This window comes from Nocardia sp. NPDC060259, from assembly GCF_042728775.1.
Lineage (GTDB): Bacteria > Actinomycetota > Actinomycetes > Mycobacteriales > Mycobacteriaceae > Nocardia.
Window position 1 is genome coordinate 1 of the sequence record NZ_JBHXAY010000076.1, and the last position, 15,548, is coordinate 15,548.

At 67.7% G+C, this 15,548-nt stretch carries 16 protein-coding genes, 1 tRNA gene and 1 pseudogene; 7 read left to right on the top strand and 11 right to left on the bottom strand.

What is annotated here, in order from left to right:
* The 3 genes from ACFWF2_RS23970 to ACFWF2_RS23980 form a co-directional block, all read right to left on the bottom strand.
* On the bottom strand, positions 1–1,635 hold a 1,635-nt coding region (locus tag ACFWF2_RS23970; RefSeq protein ID WP_379309683.1), incomplete at its 3' end, for a long-chain fatty acid--CoA ligase.
* 130 nt (positions 1,636–1,765) lie between these two features.
* On the bottom strand, positions 1,766–2,137 hold the full coding sequence (locus ACFWF2_RS23975; protein ID WP_379309684.1) for an ArsR/SmtB family transcription factor: 372 nt from the start codon (positions 2,135–2,137) through the stop codon (positions 1,766–1,768).
* Between the two features lie 23 nt (positions 2,138–2,160).
* Entirely contained in the window at positions 2,161–2,760 is a 600-nt protein-coding gene (locus ACFWF2_RS23980; RefSeq protein ID WP_379309685.1) for a TetR/AcrR family transcriptional regulator, read from the bottom strand.
* Positions 2,761–2,831: 71 nt separating this feature from the next.
* Between ACFWF2_RS23980 and ACFWF2_RS23985 the strand changes: the two genes are divergently transcribed.
* A complete protein-coding gene (locus ACFWF2_RS23985; protein WP_379309686.1) occupies positions 2,832–3,971 on the top strand; it encodes an acyl-CoA dehydrogenase family protein in 1,140 nt (379 codons plus the stop codon).
* 100 nt (positions 3,972–4,071) lie between these two features.
* A complete protein-coding gene (locus tag ACFWF2_RS23990) occupies positions 4,072–4,860 on the top strand; it encodes a DUF1542 domain-containing protein (RefSeq protein ID WP_379309687.1) in 789 nt (262 codons plus the stop codon).
* Here ACFWF2_RS23990 and ACFWF2_RS23995 read toward each other — a convergent pair.
* A complete protein-coding gene (locus ACFWF2_RS23995) occupies positions 4,780–6,246 on the bottom strand; it encodes a hypothetical protein (RefSeq protein WP_379309688.1) in 1,467 nt (488 codons plus the stop codon). The two genes, ACFWF2_RS23990 and ACFWF2_RS23995, sit on opposite strands and share 81 nt — an antisense overlap.
* Entirely contained in the window at positions 6,228–6,887 is a 660-nt protein-coding gene (locus tag ACFWF2_RS24000) for a hypothetical protein (protein ID WP_379309690.1), read from the bottom strand. The genes ACFWF2_RS23995 and ACFWF2_RS24000 overlap by 19 nt, the downstream gene beginning before the upstream one ends.
* A 270-nt stretch (positions 6,888–7,157) precedes the next feature.
* On the opposite strand from ACFWF2_RS24000, the gene ACFWF2_RS24005 reads away from it, so the two are divergent.
* Positions 7,158–7,230, top strand: a tRNA-Arg gene (locus ACFWF2_RS24005).
* A gap of 159 nt (positions 7,231–7,389) precedes the next feature.
* On the opposite strand, the gene ACFWF2_RS24010 is transcribed toward ACFWF2_RS24005, so the two are convergent.
* A complete protein-coding gene (locus ACFWF2_RS24010; RefSeq protein WP_379309691.1) occupies positions 7,390–7,743 on the bottom strand; it encodes a winged helix-turn-helix transcriptional regulator in 354 nt (117 codons plus the stop codon).
* A gap of 100 nt (positions 7,744–7,843) precedes the next feature.
* Between ACFWF2_RS24010 and ACFWF2_RS24015 the strand changes: the two genes are divergently transcribed.
* Positions 7,844–8,707 carry an NAD(P)-dependent oxidoreductase gene (locus ACFWF2_RS24015; protein ID WP_379309692.1) on the top strand — a complete coding sequence of 288 codons (864 nt, stop codon included), beginning with the start codon at positions 7,844–7,846 and terminating at the stop codon, positions 8,705–8,707.
* Positions 8,708–8,933: 226 nt separating this feature from the next.
* Here the strand turns inward: ACFWF2_RS24015 and ACFWF2_RS24020 are convergent, their stop codons facing one another.
* From ACFWF2_RS24020 to ACFWF2_RS24035, 4 genes and pseudogenes are all read right to left on the bottom strand, one after another.
* Positions 8,934–9,401, bottom strand: a complete 468-nt coding sequence (locus ACFWF2_RS24020) for a nucleotidyl transferase AbiEii/AbiGii toxin family protein (protein WP_379309693.1) — start codon at positions 9,399–9,401, stop codon at positions 8,934–8,936.
* Positions 9,402–9,466: 65 nt separating this feature from the next.
* Positions 9,467–9,682 (bottom strand): annotated as a pseudogene (locus ACFWF2_RS24025) (nucleotidyl transferase AbiEii/AbiGii toxin family protein); the annotation flags it as partial.
* The gene (locus tag ACFWF2_RS24030) at positions 9,663–10,319 is read right to left on the bottom strand and encodes a type IV toxin-antitoxin system AbiEi family antitoxin (protein WP_379309694.1); all 657 of its coding nucleotides are present in this window, start codon (positions 10,317–10,319) and stop codon (positions 9,663–9,665) included. The gene ACFWF2_RS24030 and the pseudogene ACFWF2_RS24025, both read right to left, overlap by 20 nt.
* Positions 10,320–10,386: 67 nt before the next feature.
* Positions 10,387–10,962 (bottom strand): TetR/AcrR family transcriptional regulator, encoded by a 576-nt coding sequence (locus ACFWF2_RS24035; RefSeq protein WP_379309695.1) that lies wholly within the window; start codon positions 10,960–10,962, stop codon positions 10,387–10,389.
* 99 nt (positions 10,963–11,061) lie between these two features.
* On the opposite strand from ACFWF2_RS24035, the gene ACFWF2_RS24040 reads away from it, so the two are divergent.
* The 3 genes from ACFWF2_RS24040 to ACFWF2_RS24050 all read left to right on the top strand — a co-directional run bounded on the left by ACFWF2_RS24040 (position 11,062) and on the right by ACFWF2_RS24050 (position 14,901).
* On the top strand, positions 11,062–13,539 hold the full coding sequence (locus ACFWF2_RS24040; protein ID WP_379309696.1) for a molybdopterin-dependent oxidoreductase: 2,478 nt from the start codon (positions 11,062–11,064) through the stop codon (positions 13,537–13,539).
* A gap of 40 nt (positions 13,540–13,579) precedes the next feature.
* The gene (locus tag ACFWF2_RS24045; RefSeq protein WP_379309697.1) at positions 13,580–14,455 is read left to right on the top strand and encodes an NAD(P)-dependent oxidoreductase; all 876 of its coding nucleotides are present in this window, start codon (positions 13,580–13,582) and stop codon (positions 14,453–14,455) included.
* Positions 14,456–14,541: 86 nt separating this feature from the next.
* Positions 14,542–14,901 carry a hypothetical protein gene (locus tag ACFWF2_RS24050; protein ID WP_379309698.1) on the top strand — a complete coding sequence of 120 codons (360 nt, stop codon included), beginning with the start codon at positions 14,542–14,544 and terminating at the stop codon, positions 14,899–14,901.
* A 25-nt stretch (positions 14,902–14,926) separates the two neighbouring features.
* Here ACFWF2_RS24050 and ACFWF2_RS24055 read toward each other — a convergent pair whose 3' ends face one another.
* Positions 14,927–15,529 carry a hypothetical protein gene (locus ACFWF2_RS24055; protein WP_379309699.1) on the bottom strand — a complete coding sequence of 201 codons (603 nt, stop codon included), beginning with the start codon at positions 15,527–15,529 and terminating at the stop codon, positions 14,927–14,929.
* Between the last annotated feature and the right edge of the window lie 19 nt (positions 15,530–15,548).

Sequence of the window (15,548 nt, forward strand, 5' to 3'; positions counted from 1 at the left end):
GCCCAGCGTCGTCACTTCCAGCTCACCCTCGGCGAACTGGGCGCGCAGGCGCTTCTTGTCGAACTTGCCGACGCTGGTCTTGGGCACCTCGGCGATAAAGGTCCAGCGCTCCGGCAGCTGCCACTTGGCGAACTTGTCGGCCAGGAAGTCGCGCAGCTCGACGGGCTGGGTGGTGGCGCCTTCGACGAGCACGATGGCGACCAGCGGGCGCTCGTCCCACTTCTCGTCCGGCACACCGATCACGGCGGCCTCGGCGACCGACGGATGGCCCATCACGGCGTTCTCCAGATCCACCGAGGAGATCCACTCGCCACCGGACTTGATGACGTCCTTGGAGCGGTCGACCAGGGTCAGGTAGCCGTCGGGGCTGATCTTGCCGACGTCGCCGGTGCGCAGCCAGCCGTCGTCGAACTTGTCCGGGTCGATCTCGGCGCCGGTCGGCGAGTAGTAGGAACCGGTGATCCAGGCGCCGCGGACCTCGAGCTCGCCGAGCGACTCGCCGTCGTTGGGAACGACCTTGCCGTCGTCACCGACGAGCCTGGCCTCGACATTGGCCGGGAAGCGGCCCTGGGTGTAGCGGTAGGCCCAGGCCTCCTCGCCCTCGACACCGGCGGGCGCGTGCGCGACGCTGCCCAGCGGGGAGGTCTCGGTCATGCCCCACGCGTGCAGGATGCGCACGCCGTGCTTCTCCTCGAACGCGCGCATCATCGACGGCGGCACCGCGGAGCCACCGACGACGGCGGTGCGCAGGTGCGAGATGTCCTGCGGCTGCGCGGCCAGGCCGGCCAGCACGCCACCCCAGATGGTCGGCACTGCGGCGGCGAAGGTCGGCTTCTCGGCGGCCATCATCTCCAGCAGCGGGCCCGGCTGCAGGAAGCGGTCCGGCATCAGGATGTTCGCGCCCGACATCAGCGCCGCGTACGGCAGGCCCCACGCGTTGGCGTGGAACAGCGGCACGATCGCGAGCACGTAGTCCGAGCCCTGGAAACCCATACCGTTGGGCTGATTCACCTGCATGGCGTGCAGCCAGTTGGAGCGGTGCGAGTAGACGACGCCCTTCGGGTCGCCGGTGGTGCCCGAGGTGTAACACATCGCGGCGGCGGAACGCTCGTCGACGACCGGGAAGTCGAAGTCGGCGGACTGGCTGTCGAGCAGCTCGCGGTAGGAGTGCACAGTCACGCCATCGGGCGCGGTCAGCGCGGACGCGTCACCGTTGACGACGATCACGTGCTTGACCGTCTTCAGGTTCGGCAGGTACTGCGCGAACAGCGGCACCAGCGTGCCGTCGACGAGGACGACCTGGTCCTCGGCGTGGTTGGCGACGAAGACCAGCTGCTCCGGGAACAGGCGGATGTTGAGCGCGTGCAGCACCGAGCCCATCGCGGGCACCGCGATGTAGGCGACCATGTGCTCGTTGTTGTTCCACATGAAGGTGCCGACGCGATCACCCTCTTCGATGCCGAGTCCGCGCAGCGCGTTGGCCAGCCGGGCGGCGTCGGCGCCGAGCTCGCGGTAGGTCATGGTGCGCACACCGTCACCGGTCCAGGTGGACACGGTCGAATTGCCCTGGAAGGTGGCGGCATAGTTGAGCAGCTTGGCCAGCGACAGCTGGTCGTCCTGCATGGTGCTCAGCATCGATAACTCCTTCGGTCTCGCCGCGGCATGAGCCACGTCACACCGGATGCTACCGAAAAGAGACCAAGCGGCAATTGTTTCCCAGCGCAACTTTTCCTGGTGAACAGCGTGTTCACCGACAGCGCTGTTGCTACCGATGCGGCGGCTCGGCGCCAGGCCCGCGATGATGCGCCGGCACACCAGGACCCGCGTGCTCGGCGTTGTGCACCGCGTCGACGACCAGCCTGCGGACGTGGTCGTTGTCCAGGCTGTAGTAGATCGTGGTGCCCTCGCGGCGGGTGCGCACCAGCCGGGCCATGCGCAGTTTGGCCAGATGCTGCGACACCGACGGGCCCGGCTTGCCGACCTCGGTGGCGAGTTCGTTCACCGACAATTCACGGTCGGCCAGGGCCCACAGCACCTGGACCCGGGTGGAGTCGGCGAGCATCCGGAACACCTCGACGACCAGGCCGACCTGGTCCTCGGCCAGCGGTGCGCGGACCGGTCCGCCATCTGCGTTCATGCGCAGATAATAGGCCCGGTTCGTCAGCGCAGGGCGAGGTCGGCCAGGGCGGTCCAGTCGGCCAGCACCTGCTTGCGGCGGACCCGGTCGCGCCCGACCATCTCGTCGAGGGTGGCGCCGCGAACGAGGTTGATGGTGAGCCAGAAGGTGCTCTCCAGCCGTTCCCTGGCGATGCCCGCATCGATCAGCCCGGCGCAGCGGTCGAGTAGTTCGACGGTCAGATCGTGCTGGACGCGCAGCATCTCGCGGCGCAGCGGCGGGTCGTTGGCGATGCCGACGTAGAGCTCCACCGAGGCGCGTCCGAGCTGGCCCGCGAATGTCGCGGTGACCAGTTCCACCAGCACCGCACCCGCCGTCGTGTCGGCGGGCAGGGCTTTCGCCTTGCGCTGCATGGCTTCCCGCTGACGCTCGGTGAGATGGCCGATGGTCTGGGCGAACAGTTCGCCGCGGGTGTGGAACTGGTGTAGCTGCGCGCCGCGGGTGACCCCGGCCCTGGCGGTGATGTCGGCGATCGACGCGCCCGCGTAGCCGACCTCGGCGAGGCTCTCGATCGCGGCGTCGAGCAGCAGCGTCCGCGTCCGCAGACTCTTCTCCTGATGCTTGTTCGGTGGCAACGCAGGCATCGTCCCAGTATAGGGGTTGAAAATTCCGTGCTGCCTTGCACGCAATTCAGTGCTGGACGTACTGTGTCGACATGGCTGTTGACCGGATGCTGCCCACCGACGAGGCGCGCGAGCTGATCGAACTGACCCGCGACATCGCCGACAAGGTGCTCGAGCCGCGGGTCGCCGAGAGCGAGAAGACCGGCGTCTTCCCCGACGGCGTCTTCCCCGCGCTCGGCGCGGCCGGGCTGCTGAGCCTGCCGTACCCGGAGGAGTTCGGCGGCGGCGCGCAGCCCTACGAGGTGTATCTGCAGGTGCTGGAGGAACTGGCGAGCCGCTGGGCCGCCGTCGCGGTCGCGGTGAGCGTGCACGGTCTGTCCTGCCATCCGCTGTTCACCTACGGCACCGACGAGCAGAAGCAGCAGTGGCTGGCGGGCATGCTCTCCGGCGAAACCATCGGCGCCTACAGCCTTTCCGAGGCCCACGCCGGGTCCGACGCGGCCGCGTTGCGCTGCCGGGCCACCCCCGTCGATGGCGGCTACCAGCTCAACGGCACCAAAGCCTGGATCACCAACGGCGGCCGCGCCGACTTCTACACCCTGTTCGCCCGCACCGGCGAGGGCTCGCGCGGCATCTCCTGCTTCCTCGTCCCCGCAGGCACCGCGGGCCTGAGCTTCGGCAAACCCGAGGAGAAGATGGGCCTGCGCGGCATCCCGACCACCACCGCCGCCTACGACGACGCGTTCCTGCCCGCCGAGCGCCGCATCGGCGACGAGGGACAGGGCCTGTCGATCGCGTTCAGCGCGCTGGACGCGGGCCGTCTCGGGATCGCCGCCGTCGCCACCGGCGTCGCCCAGCGCGCGCTCGACGAGGCCGTCGCCTACGCCAAGGAACGAGAAGCGTTCGGCCGCAAGATCATCGACCACCAGGGCCTCGGCTTCGTGCTCGCCGACATGGCCGCCGCGGTCGACACCGCCCGCGCCACCTACCTCGACGCGGCCCGCCGCCGCGATGCCGGACTGCCCTATTCGCGCCAGGCCAGCGTCGCCAAACTGGTCGCCACCGATGCCGCCATGAAGGTGACCACCGACGCGGTGCAGGTCTTCGGCGGCTACGGCTACACCCAGGACTTCCCGGTGGAGCGCTACATGCGCGAGGCCAAGGTCATGCAGATCTTCGAGGGCACCAATCAGATCCAGCGCCTGGTGATCGCCCGCCATCTCGCCGGGTGAGCTATCCCGCAACGCGCTGATCAAGCCGCCTCAGCCCGATAGGGCAACCTGCCAGTAAACTGGACGGCGTCTCGAGACCTCGGGCGAAAAGAGGTGCGCGATGCTGTGGTGGCTGATCGTGATCGTCGTCGTGTGTGTGCTGGCGCTGCTGTATCTACGCGCCGAGCAGAACAAGCGGAACGCGCGCGAACTCGAAGAGGCCCAGGCCGACGCCAGGGTGGCGATCGAACGGCTCGGCGGCCAGGTGTACCAGCTGTCGCCGCGCAACGAAGCGGCCAGGCAGGCACTGGCCGACGCGTCCGAACGTTACAACGCCGCCGGCGGTCAGATGGACAGGGCGAACTCGCCCATCCACGCCCGCCTGGCCAAGCAGACGGCGCTGGAAGGGCTCTATTACATCCGCGCGGCGCGCACCGCGATGCAGATGGACCCTGGCCCGCCGGTACCCGCCCTCGACGGTCAGGACATCGCCGGACACGTCGACGAACTGCGGGTCGTCGAGCACAACGGCCGCCGCATCGCCGCCTCCCCCGCCCCGTCTCCGGGCACGCCTAATTACCACCCCGGTGGTCGCGTGGCCGGACGACCGGTCCCCGCGGGGTGGTACTCGGAGCCGTGGTGGAAGCCCGCGCTGATCGCCGGCGCCTGGGGCGCCGGTGCGGCTCTGTTGTTCACGTCGATGTTCGCCGGGATGGCCGGAGTCGGCTACGACGCCCAGGCGTTCGAGGACGGCACCGGTGAGGCGGCGCTCGACCACGGAGACCAGGGCGAGATCGGCCAGGATCCGGGATATGACCCGGGTCAGGATTCAGGTGACTGGGGCGGCTCCGAGGGTGGTGGATACGACAGCGGCGGGTTCGACAGCGGCGGTGGATTCGACGCCTTCTGATCGGCTCATGTGACGGGTGCTCGGCGGGGAGCGGCCTGCTCCGCACCGGCTGTGCTCGACGAGCAGCCACGGGTCACCGCGCACCGCGGCTCCGCCGCGTCCGGGTCGCCTTTCAGGTCCGATCCCGAACAGTCCCGGTCGCAGCCGGGAACATCGGCGCACTGTTGCCCATCGCCCTGCATCCGAGCCCACAGCTAGGTGGTGGCCTGCTGCGGGGTGCACGGCTGGGCGGTGGTCTGCTGCCGGACCTACGGTTGGGCGGTGGCCTGCTGCCGAGCCCACAGCTAGGCGGTGGTCTGCTGGGCGGTGGCTTGCTGCCGGGCCCACTACTGCGCAGTGGTCCGCAGCCAGGCTCACTGCCGCTGGGCGGTGGTCCGCTGCCGGGTCCACCGCCGCCCGGCACCGTGCTGCCCCGCACCCTGATGCGCGGTGCCCTCGTGTGCGGCGGCCCGGAACCCGGCGCCCTCCCATGCGGCGGATCCCAGCTCGGCGCCGCCGGATGAGCGGGTAGGCCAGGCCCGTGATCACCACGCCGAGGACGATCAGAAACAGCAACATGATCGGGCCGGCCGGGGGCTCCACGCTCTCCCGAGCGGACACCGCGACCTCCGCCGCCGGGCCTGTGACAGTGGGGATCTCGAGGTCGACGGACTCTGCGACAGGCGAAGCCGTCGCGGTCGACGCGAACTCGAACTGGTCCTGGCCCGCGTCGAGCAGCGCTACCGGCGGCGAGGTGTCCGGGGAATCGACCGGCACAGTGGCCGGGCCGAACATGGTGGCCAGGCCGGTGAGCCCTGCCAGCACGCCCGCGCCGAGATCGCCGGGCAACAACTGCTGCACGCTGGGCGCGATCACCCCTAACGCCTCATCGACCAGCCAGCGATCTGGCGCAGGAAGGGCGGGCCCGCTCGGATTCAGGCCGATCCGCTCCAGCATCGGACCGAGATCGGCCGGTGACAGGATCGGCTCGATCGGTGGCAGGGGAAGAGGTGGCTCCATCACGGATGCGACCGGGAAGACGACGTCCGCGCGTTCGGCGACAGCGCTGTGGCGCAGCTCCTGCACTGGTGCTGCGTATTCCGAATGCGAGTGGGCGGTGATCGGCGCGTCGAAATTCGCAGGCGCATCGAACTCAGGGGGCGCGCCGACCGGCAATACCGGGTCGACGACAGGTGGCACCACGACCAGAGCGTGATCGACCGGGATGCCGTCATCCGCGGCGGCCACACCCGCCACCGACAGCATCGCGCATATCAGCCCCGCCAGCACACCACCGCGAACGAACCGAGCTCTGCCCATCACACTCCTTTCCTTCTCGTAGTTGCCACCGGACAACCCGCCGCTCGACGACGGCACCAGGCTGATCGTCAGCTCGGCATCTGACATTCGTCCAGCTCCGCGGCATCGTGCCGGACCTGCCTTGACGTGGGCAGCCCCTGCGCGACGACGCGGACGCGCGGATTCTCGTTCTCGATCTGCTGCGCCGAAGCGGCGAGCAGATCCCTCGCGACGGCACGCAGCCGTTCGGTGTCGGCGAGATCGACCGCGGTCATCTCGGCGGCACGCGACGAATCCGCCTGCTGAAGCCGGTCGAAGAGACCGATCAATTCACCCTGTGCGGTAAGCCATTCGTCGCGGAACAGGCTCGGGATCGGCAAGAGATGCGCGGCATCGCGCGCACTCCCGGCCGCGGCGGCGCGAGTACCGAGAATCATCGCCGCCGTATCGCGGTACTGCACCGGCGTAAGCGCACCGGCATCGCGCTCGGCGGCTTCGAGATCAGCGCGATACCGGGTCTGCAAGGAGCAGACGGACCCGTAGAACGCGAGCATGGTCGCCTGCGTCTCCGCGCTCGCACCGTCGAGTTCGGCGGTGCGAGCGGCGTCCCGATCCGCGCGATCTCGTTGCGACACCGTCGAAACCGGATCGACCAACCCACCGTCGACCGAGCACCCGACCGACCCCAGACACACCGCCGCGGCCAGCACGAGCGCCGTCACCACAGGAAAGCGGAACCCCACAACCATGACCACGTACTCCTCGCGAGAAGGCAGAAAGTCATTGCGTGAACGAATGCCCGAAGAGGCGGGCGAAAGCCTCCGGGAACGCTAGGGCACCCAGCCCCTACACCCGTGACCCCACACCCGTTTCAGATCAGCGTGTCGCCGGGCGATCACGATCAGATCATCCTGAAGTGATCCGATCCCCGGGTTGACCGCGCCACAGCCCGCGCACGCTATACTCGGCACGGTCAAACCGGGGCCCGCGCACTGCGGTTCCGGCAGACGACCAACCCCGCCTTCGTAGCTCAGGGGATAGAGCACCGCTCTCCTAAAGCGGGTGTCGCAGGTTCGAATCCTGCCGAGGGCACATCATCATCGCTGATCACAGCGCTTTTGCTCCGCCCTACCGAGCGGCCCGAAGGCCGTGCCCACACTCGGCGGCATGGTGGGCATCGAGGCGCTGAAGACCGGCCGGCATCGCAGGACGATCCAAGGCGTCGACCGCACCTTGCCCGCCCGCGACGCACTAGCGATGACCGGACGGAACGACCTCTTCATCCATGAGGTGTTCGCGGCCCCACGCTTCCAAGGGGAGCAAGGCGCTGTTGAGTAGCTCGCCCAGCGGGGTCAGGGAGTACTCGACACGTGGCGGCACCTCGTCGAAGACCGCGCGATGGACGATCCCGTCGGCCTCCAGTTCGCGCAGTTGCGTGGTGAGGACCTTCTCGGTGACGCCCTTCACCTGACGGCGCAATTCACCGAAGCGGTGGGGACGTTCGCTCAGCGGCCACAGGATCATCATCTTCCACTTGCCGTTGAGTACCGACAGTGTCGCGTCGAGCCCGCATGTGTACGCGCCCGGCCTGCGTGTGATCGGCACGACTGCCCCTTCCCTCTGCCTGGTCACTATCCCGGAAGTGCGCACCCACTTCCCTGTGCGTACTTGTCCGCCCTCGGATGCCACGCCAACACTAACCAGCATGTCCGACAACACGATTGAAGCGCTCACCATCCTCGGTCTCGGCGACATGGGCTCGGCACTCGCCCGCTCGTGGCTCGCCGCCGGATACACCGTCACGGTGTGGAATCGCAGTGCCCGGCAGGCCCCGGAAGGGGCGGCGGTCGCCGCCACCGCCGCCGAAGCTGTCGCCGCCAACACCCTCGTCGTGGTGTGTCTGCTCGACGACGCGTCGGTGCGCGCGACCCTCGACGGCATCGACCTGACCGGTCGCGACGTCGTCAACCTGACCACCAGCACCCCCGCCGAGGCTCGTGCGCTGTCCGAGTGGATCACCGCGCGCGGCGGACGTTTCCTGGACGGCGGGATCATGGCCGTCCCGTCCATGATCGGAGTCCCCGACTCGGGTGCCTACGTCTTCTACAGCGGTTCGGCGGAGCTGCACAAGACCCATGCCGACGCTTTGGCCGTACCCGCCGATGTCACCTACGTCGGCGCGGACGCCGGGTTCGCCGCCCTGTACGACATCGCCCTTCTCAGCGCGATGTGGGGCATGTTCGCAGGCGCCGCACACGCGTTCGCTCTCATCGGTGGCGAGGACATCTCACCGGTGGAATTCGCGCCCCTCATGATCGCCTACCAACAAGCGATGGCCGGATACTCCTACGGCACCGCGGCGCAGCTGGCGAGCGGCGACTACACCCAGGGCGTCGAGTCGAACCTGGCGATGATGACCACGACGAACGGCACGCTGCGCCGAACCGCCGCAGAACAGGGCGTCAGCCCCGAACTCCTCGAGCCTTTCATGGCACTGATGGAACGCCGGGTAGCAGAGGGCGGCGGGAACGAATCGAACACCGGCGTCGTGGACCTCCTGCGCCGCTGACGGACAATCTGAAACCATCCAGACATGGGTATTCGAGCTGTGAAGCGGGGCGGGACACTCGGAATTTCCCCGTCCTCGGATCCGGGCGGAATGAATACCTCGATGAGGGACAAGTAGCTCTGTCGCGATGGGTCGTCGTCCATTCGAGCGAGAAATCGACTCCCCTCCTCTTCATCGGGGCGACATGTCAGGCAGCTATTCACCTGTGATCACTGCAAGAACTCAGTCACTCCGAAATTCGTGCCCAGGCATTTCGAACCGCGGTCAGCGCGATCTCGGCGCTGATCACCAGTCGCGTCTGCCCGGCCAATTGTGTGCGCCAGTCTTGCTCGTCCGGTACACGCTCGAACAACTGCGGGGTGGGGAGCCGGTTGGTCGGGCCGTACCTCCGGTACAACGCTCCCGCAGCGCTGTCGATCGCGCCGATGTCGTTCAGCGCCCATAGATCCCACAGGTCGCGTGATGCGCGGCGGTCGTGCCATGTTGCGGTCTTCCCTGCAACGAAAGCCGGCAAAGTGGGCACGAGAAGTTCGGCCGGTGGTACGTCACTGTATCGCTGTTCGAGATCGCGGAGTTCAGTCGGCCACGCCGGTCGACCACGTGCCGACAGCAACTGGATCTTGACGGACACGCCGGATGCGGAGCGGAGATGGCGGCTCCGGTGTCCGGGACATTGCTCAACGACGGTGCCCATTCCAGCCGACCGTAGGCACGCGCGACCGATCGCGGCAAAGCAGCGTCGAGCTCGGCGGCAAGCACCGTCCGGTTGGCCAACGCGACCAGATCGATGTCTTCACTGAGCCTGCCGCTCGTCAGATGTGTACGGGCGAGAGCAGTTCCACCGATGAAGTGCAGTCGGTCGCCGAACCCGCGGCTGATTGCCGCCAGCAGATGGGAGATCAGATGGTCGCGTTCGACCTGTTCGGGGGAAACTCCGAACTGAACTGCGACACCGTCACGTTCGTCGATGGTCATGTCCCACCCAACTTTCCGCACGTCGAAGCGCCGAACCCCGCCGCTGGTCGGTAGCAAGCTGGGTAAGTCTCGCCGGATCGCTCCGACGGTAAAGCGTCTCGATCGCCGGACGGACCTCCGCCTCGGCGTTGCCCAGTTCCGGGCGCCGGGCAAGATCGAGCACGGTCTGCTCCGGCGTCGTGACCAGTACCGGGCCCAGCGGTGTCTCGACACGCTCAGCGTCGAGTGCTTCGGTATCGCGGCGGACGAACCGGACTTGCGCCGAGCGGTCGGTCAGTGCGATCGGCCGGTGCTGGCCCGGAACCGCGACAACCGCGGTTGCCAGCGCACGAGGCAAAGCGCCCAGCACACGGGCCGCGCTGACACCCATGACAATGGTGTGATCCGGCCCGTAAATCGAGGATGCGATACCTGCGGCGGCACCCTCGAGACCGGGCAGCCAGGTCCGGCCGACATGGTCCGGCGGGACGATGATGTAGTAGCCGTGAGCAACGCGGTGCAGCACGCCCCGATCGACGAGCCGTGCGATCTCGGGCCGCGGTTGGGCGTAGATGCCAGCCAAGTCCTGCGGCCGCAGGGTTCGAAGCGGCGCCCGCCAGAGCTCGCTGGGCAGCAGGGTGCTGCGATGTTCGGCCATGCATCACCTCCTGAGTGGTATGCATTTAGTCGGCTATTACCCAACTAAATGCATACTACCGGGACCGTCAGCTGGGCAGTGCCGAGGTGAGCAGGACCTCGAGTTCCTCGATGACATCGTCGAGCGCCGTCGTGGATCGGTTGACCCGGCACAGGATCACCGCGCCTTCGATGGCGGCGATCGCCATGGTGGACAGGCGGGCGGCGCGCTCGGGTTCGACGCCGTCGGCTTCGAGCGCGGTGGCGAGGGCGACGTGCCAGCGGTCGATGATGCCCGCGACCGCCGGTTGCAGGTGCTGGTCGTCGGACGAGCTGCCGACGGCTACCGAGACGACCGGGCAGCCCGCCTCGAAGTCGGACTGCTCGAGCAGTGCGGTCCAGAACTGCCCGAAGCGGCGCAACGCCGCGACCGAGCCCTGGGCCACCGCTTTGTCGATGATGGCGCTGATGGCATCACCGGCCAGCGCGAGCGACTCGGTCATGATCTCGGCGCGCCCGCCGCGAAAGTGGTGGTAGACCGATCCGCGCGGTGCGCCACTGCGGGCCAGCACCGCGTCGACGGTCACCCCGGCCGAGCCTCGTTCACGCAGGAGCTCGACGGCGCTGTAGAGCATCTTCTGCCGGGTGTCGGTGCGGGCTCCCACGTGCTCTGTTCCTTCCGGGGTTTCAGCTCAGCTTTGTTATGTTACCTGCCATAATAATATGCTATGTTGCCTAGCATATTAGGCTGGAAAGGGTGCGACATGGCCGAGCCGAAGGCGACAGCGTGCGTATTGTGCGAATGCAACTGCGGGATCACGGTCGACGTGGAGGGGCGCCGGCTGGCGAAGATCCGTGGCGACAAGGCGCATCCGGCGTCGGAGGGCTACACCTGCGAGAAGGCGATGCGCCTCGACCTGTACCAGAACGGCGCGCACCGCATCACCAAGCCGCTCAAACGCCTGCCTGACGGCACCTATCGGGAAATCGACTGGCACACAGCGATCGAGGAGATCGCCGCGAAACTCTCCGCCGTCAGAGAAGAACACGGCGGAGACAAGATCTTCTTCTACGGCGGGGGCGGCCAGGGTAATCACCTCGGCTCGGCCAACGCGCTCGCGCTGCGCGGCGCGCTGGGCTCGGTGTATCACTCGAACGCGCTGGCGCAGGAGAAGACCGGGGAGATCTGGGTGGACGGCCGCCTCTATGGCGGTCACACCAAAGGCGACTTCGAACACGCCGAGGTGCTGGTGTTCGTCGGCAAGAACCCGTGGCAGTCGCACAGTTTTCCGCGGGCCAGACCGGTACTCAAGCAGGTGGCCGCCGACCCGAGCCGGTCGATGATCGTCATCGATCCGCGGGTCAGTGAAACCGCGGCGATGGCCGAGCACCATTTGCGGGTGCTACCGGGGCGCGACGCCTGGCTGATGGCCGCGCTGGTCGCGGTGATCGTGCAGGAAGACCTGGTCGACGCCGATTTCGTCGCCGCCCACACCACCGGCTACGACGAGGTTCGCGCGGCATTCCTGGCCTGCGACGTCACGGATTTCGCGAAGATCAGCGGGGTCGACGAGGGCGAGATCCGCACGGCAGCGCGCCGGATCGCGACCGCGTCGAGCGTGTGCGTCTACGAGGATCTCGGAATCCAGCAGGCGCCCAACAGCACTCTGGTGTCCTACCTGAACAAGCTCCTGTGGATCGTCACCGGCAACTTCGGCAGACCCGGCACCATGTATCTGCACTCTTCGTTCGCGCTGCTGGCCGGTGGTTCCGGTTCCGGATCGCCGCCCAAGAAGCCGGGCGCACTGGCACGCGCGCAGAAGCGGCTGATGGCGCGGACCGTCACCGCGGCGGCCACCGCGATCAGCGCGACGTTGCCCGCGCTCGCACGGGTGACCCCGCTGCGCGCGGGGGTGGAAGCCGGGGCCTCGGCCCTGCTCGACGCGATGGTCCCCTTGGCGGGTGGCATGCTCGGCGGCGGCGCGGGCACTGGCGGCGGGCGGACCTCACCGGTCACCGGTGCCAAGATCATCGGTGGCCTGATCCCGTGCAACTCGATCGCCGACGAGGTCCTCACCGACCACCCGGACCGCTTCCGCGCGATGTGGATCGACTCGTCGAACCCGGCGCACTCCCTCGCCGATTCCCCTCGGTTCCGTGTTGCCCTGCGCGCACTGGACTTGTCGGTCGTGATCGATGTGGCGTTCACCGAAACCGCGCGCGAGGCCGACTACGTGCTGCCCGCGGCCAGCCAGTTCGAGAAGCCCGAAGCGACGTTCTTCAACTTCGAATTCCCCCGCAACGTCTTCCACCTGCGGAAACCACTGATGGAACCGCTGGACGGCACGCTGCCTGAGCCCGAGATCTACGCGCGGCTGCTCCGGCGCATGAACGTGGTCGACGACGCCGTCATCGCCCGCCTCCGGCGCGCGGCGCAGACCGGACGCGACACCTTCGGCGCGACCTTCCTGGCCACCGTCGCCGCCGACCCCGCCCTCGGAAAGATCGCTCCCTTCCTGTTGTACGAGACGCTCGGTACGACACTGGACCCACGCCTGCGTGGTGCCGCTGTGCTGTGGGGTATCAGTCACATGTGTGCGATGTCGAACGCGAAAGCCGTTGCCCGAGCGGGCTTCACCGGTACCGGCCTGACTCCGGGGAACCGGCTGTTCGACGCGATCATCGAATCCCCCACCGGCGTGGTGTTCACCGACGATACGTGGGATGACGTGTGGCACTACGTCAAACGCAAGGATCGCCGCTTCACCATCGCCATCGACAGCCTGCTCGACCAGGTACGCGACCTGCCCACCGCCCGCGCGGAGTGGACGACCCCGGAGTTCCCGCTGGTCCTGGCCGCCGGTGAGCGGCGCTCGTTCACCGCCAACACGATCTTCCGCAACCCCGACTGGCGCCGCCGCGATCGCGACGGCCGCCTCCGGATCAGCGCCGACGATGCCACCGCCCTACGACTGACCGACGGCGGCCCGGCACGCCTGGTCACCGCGAACGGATCCGCCACCGTCATCATCGAGGTCAGCGACATGATGCGGGCAGGAAACATCGCGTTGCCCAACGGTCTCGGCCTCGACTACCCCGCCGGTGACGGCACCGCGACCAGTGCCGGGGTCTCCCCCAACGAACTGACCTGCCTCGAACTCAAAGACGACTTCGCGGGCACCCCCTGGCACAAACACGTCCCAGCCCGGCTCGAAGCGCTCGAAGGCGTCCCGGCCGAATAGTCTTGACCTGAATATGAGTTGAGCTTCTAGCGTTCGACCTATGAGTGAGAACGCAGAAGCAGTCGCGGTGCTGGGGCTGGGCGAGATGGGGTCGGCGCTGGCCACGGCCCTCCTGGACGCCGGTCATCCGGTCGCCGTGTGGAACCGGTCGCAGGACAGAGCTCAACCGCTGATCGACAAAGGGGCGCGTGCGGCCGCGACGCCCGAGGCGGCTGTCGGCGCGGCCGAGGTGGTGATCGTCAATGTCAAGGGCGGTGCGGTGGCGACGGAGCTGCTCGGTGCGGCGGGATCGGCGTTGCCCGGGCGAACCGTCGTCGATCTGACCGACGGCACGTCGGAGCAGTCCAGGGCCACCGGGCAATGGGTGTCCGAGCATGGCGCCGACTACCTGCACGGCCAGATCATGACCATCGCCCCGGCCATCGGATCGCCGGACGCGGTGGTGTTCTACGGTGGCCCACGCGCCGCGTTCGACCGGCACGAAGCCCTGCTCCGGGTCCTCGGCGGCCGGGCGACCCATGTCTCCGACGATCCGGGTGTGGCCGTGCTGTACGGGATGGCCGTCCACGACATCATGTGGGGCCTGCTGAACGGCTTCCTCCACGCCGCAGCACTTCTCGGGAATGCCGGTATCCGGATCGACGACTTCCAGCAGCAGGCCCAGCCGTCCTTGGCGGCGCTGCCGACCCTGTTCCCGATGCTCGCGAACGAGATCGATCGCGCGGAGTTCGCCGTGCCCTTCGGCGCACTCCAACACCATCTGCCCTCCATCGACGACCTGATCGCCGAAAGCCGAGCCCGCGGCATCGACACCGATCTACCCACCCACACCAGAGCTCTGGTCGCCGAAGCACTCGCCGCAGGTCACGGCCATGACAGCTACGCCCGGCTGGTAGAGCGATTCGGCCGCGGATAGCCGCGCTCACGAATGGCACGAAACACGGGACGTAACATTCGGCCGAGCTCGCCCGAAGATCAACCTGACACCGGAGGAGTTTCCATATGAAACAAGCAATTGTGGCCGCCGCACGAGTCGCGGCCGCTGGTTTTTCGGGTATTGCCGCTGTTGCGATCATCGGTTCCGGCTCCGCGCAGGCGGCGCCACAGGATTGCGTTGTCCAGCGGGATCTTTTCGGCGCGTCGGCGACGTGCCCGCCCGGCGGGGGTGACAACTACGTGCTGAAGGTCGAGTGCGTCGGTCTTTACGCCAACGGGCCGTTCCCGCTGTACGGAATCGGTCCCTATTCGGCCCTCAGCTACCCCTTCGCACCGGCGGGCCAGCGCGTCAGCACCGGCTGCACGGGGATGGGTCCCGGTGTCGTCGCCGTGGCCACCAACGCGTACGTGATCTATTACGGCTAGGCCGGTTTCGAAGGCACTCGACGGTTCAGAATTTGCCCGTGTGGTGCTCGATTCGGTGGCCGAGTCGAGCACCCAACTCGGTGATGAATTCGTCGGTCAGTGGGGGCCAGCCCCAGAAATCGAAGGCGAGGGCGCCGAGGGCGAAGCAATCGGCCCAGTGCCATTCGGTGATCGGGCTCGTCACGGTGCAGGAGAGGCAGGTCGCCGACCCTGCACCGGCTTCTTTCCAGGCATCGATCGCGGCGGAGAACGGTTGCCACACAGCCTTATCAGCCTCCCACCGCTGCGGGTAGTCGATGATCACGGTCGTGGCCTCGCACCGCGGGCAATCGACCGCGGACGGTTCGATCGCGCCCTGCCCCGGATAGTGGGCATCTCGGCCGACGATGACGGCGACCGGACCGGGCATCCAGTCCGCACCCCATTCCTGCGCGATCTGAGCCCAATCAGGCCCTGGCACATACCCTTCGTCGACCTGAAGGCTGTACATCGTGTCGCCGGACATCTCCCGCGACAACCACCCCCGCGACACCATCCAGTCCACCATGCGCTCGGCCAGCGCGCCCGCGTCCGCGGACGTCACCTCGAGGTCGACGATGCGTTCGAAATAGTCACCCACGAGCCGCATCCTGCCACCGGGGTCCGAC

Coding starts and splice junctions, on each gene's coding strand:
- ACFWF2_RS23985 (WP_379309686.1), top strand. CDS start 2,832: ATGGCTGTTGACCGGATGCTGCCCACCGACGAGGCGCGCGAGCTGATC.
- ACFWF2_RS24055 (WP_379309699.1), bottom strand. CDS start 15,529: ATGCGGCTCGTGGGTGACTATTTCGAACGCATCGTCGACCTCGAGGTG.
- ACFWF2_RS23980 (WP_379309685.1), bottom strand. CDS start 2,760: ATGCCTGCGTTGCCACCGAACAAGCATCAGGAGAAGAGTCTGCGGACG.
- ACFWF2_RS24050 (WP_379309698.1), top strand. CDS start 14,542: ATGAAACAAGCAATTGTGGCCGCCGCACGAGTCGCGGCCGCTGGTTTT.
- ACFWF2_RS24030 (WP_379309694.1), bottom strand. CDS start 10,319: ATGGCCGAACATCGCAGCACCCTGCTGCCCAGCGAGCTCTGGCGGGCG.
- ACFWF2_RS24040 (WP_379309696.1), top strand. CDS start 11,062: ATGGCCGAGCCGAAGGCGACAGCGTGCGTATTGTGCGAATGCAACTGC.
- ACFWF2_RS24020 (WP_379309693.1), bottom strand. CDS start 9,401: ATGGGCACCGTCGTTGAGCAATGTCCCGGACACCGGAGCCGCCATCTC.
- ACFWF2_RS23990 (WP_379309687.1), top strand. CDS start 4,072: ATGCTGTGGTGGCTGATCGTGATCGTCGTCGTGTGTGTGCTGGCGCTG.
- ACFWF2_RS24045 (WP_379309697.1), top strand. CDS start 13,580: ATGAGTGAGAACGCAGAAGCAGTCGCGGTGCTGGGGCTGGGCGAGATG.
- ACFWF2_RS24000 (WP_379309690.1), bottom strand. CDS start 6,887: ATGGTTGTGGGGTTCCGCTTTCCTGTGGTGACGGCGCTCGTGCTGGCC.
- ACFWF2_RS23995 (WP_379309688.1), bottom strand. CDS start 6,246: ATGTCAGATGCCGAGCTGACGATCAGCCTGGTGCCGTCGTCGAGCGGC.
- ACFWF2_RS23975 (WP_379309684.1), bottom strand. CDS start 2,137: ATGAACGCAGATGGCGGACCGGTCCGCGCACCGCTGGCCGAGGACCAG.
- ACFWF2_RS24015 (WP_379309692.1), top strand. CDS start 7,844: ATGTCCGACAACACGATTGAAGCGCTCACCATCCTCGGTCTCGGCGAC.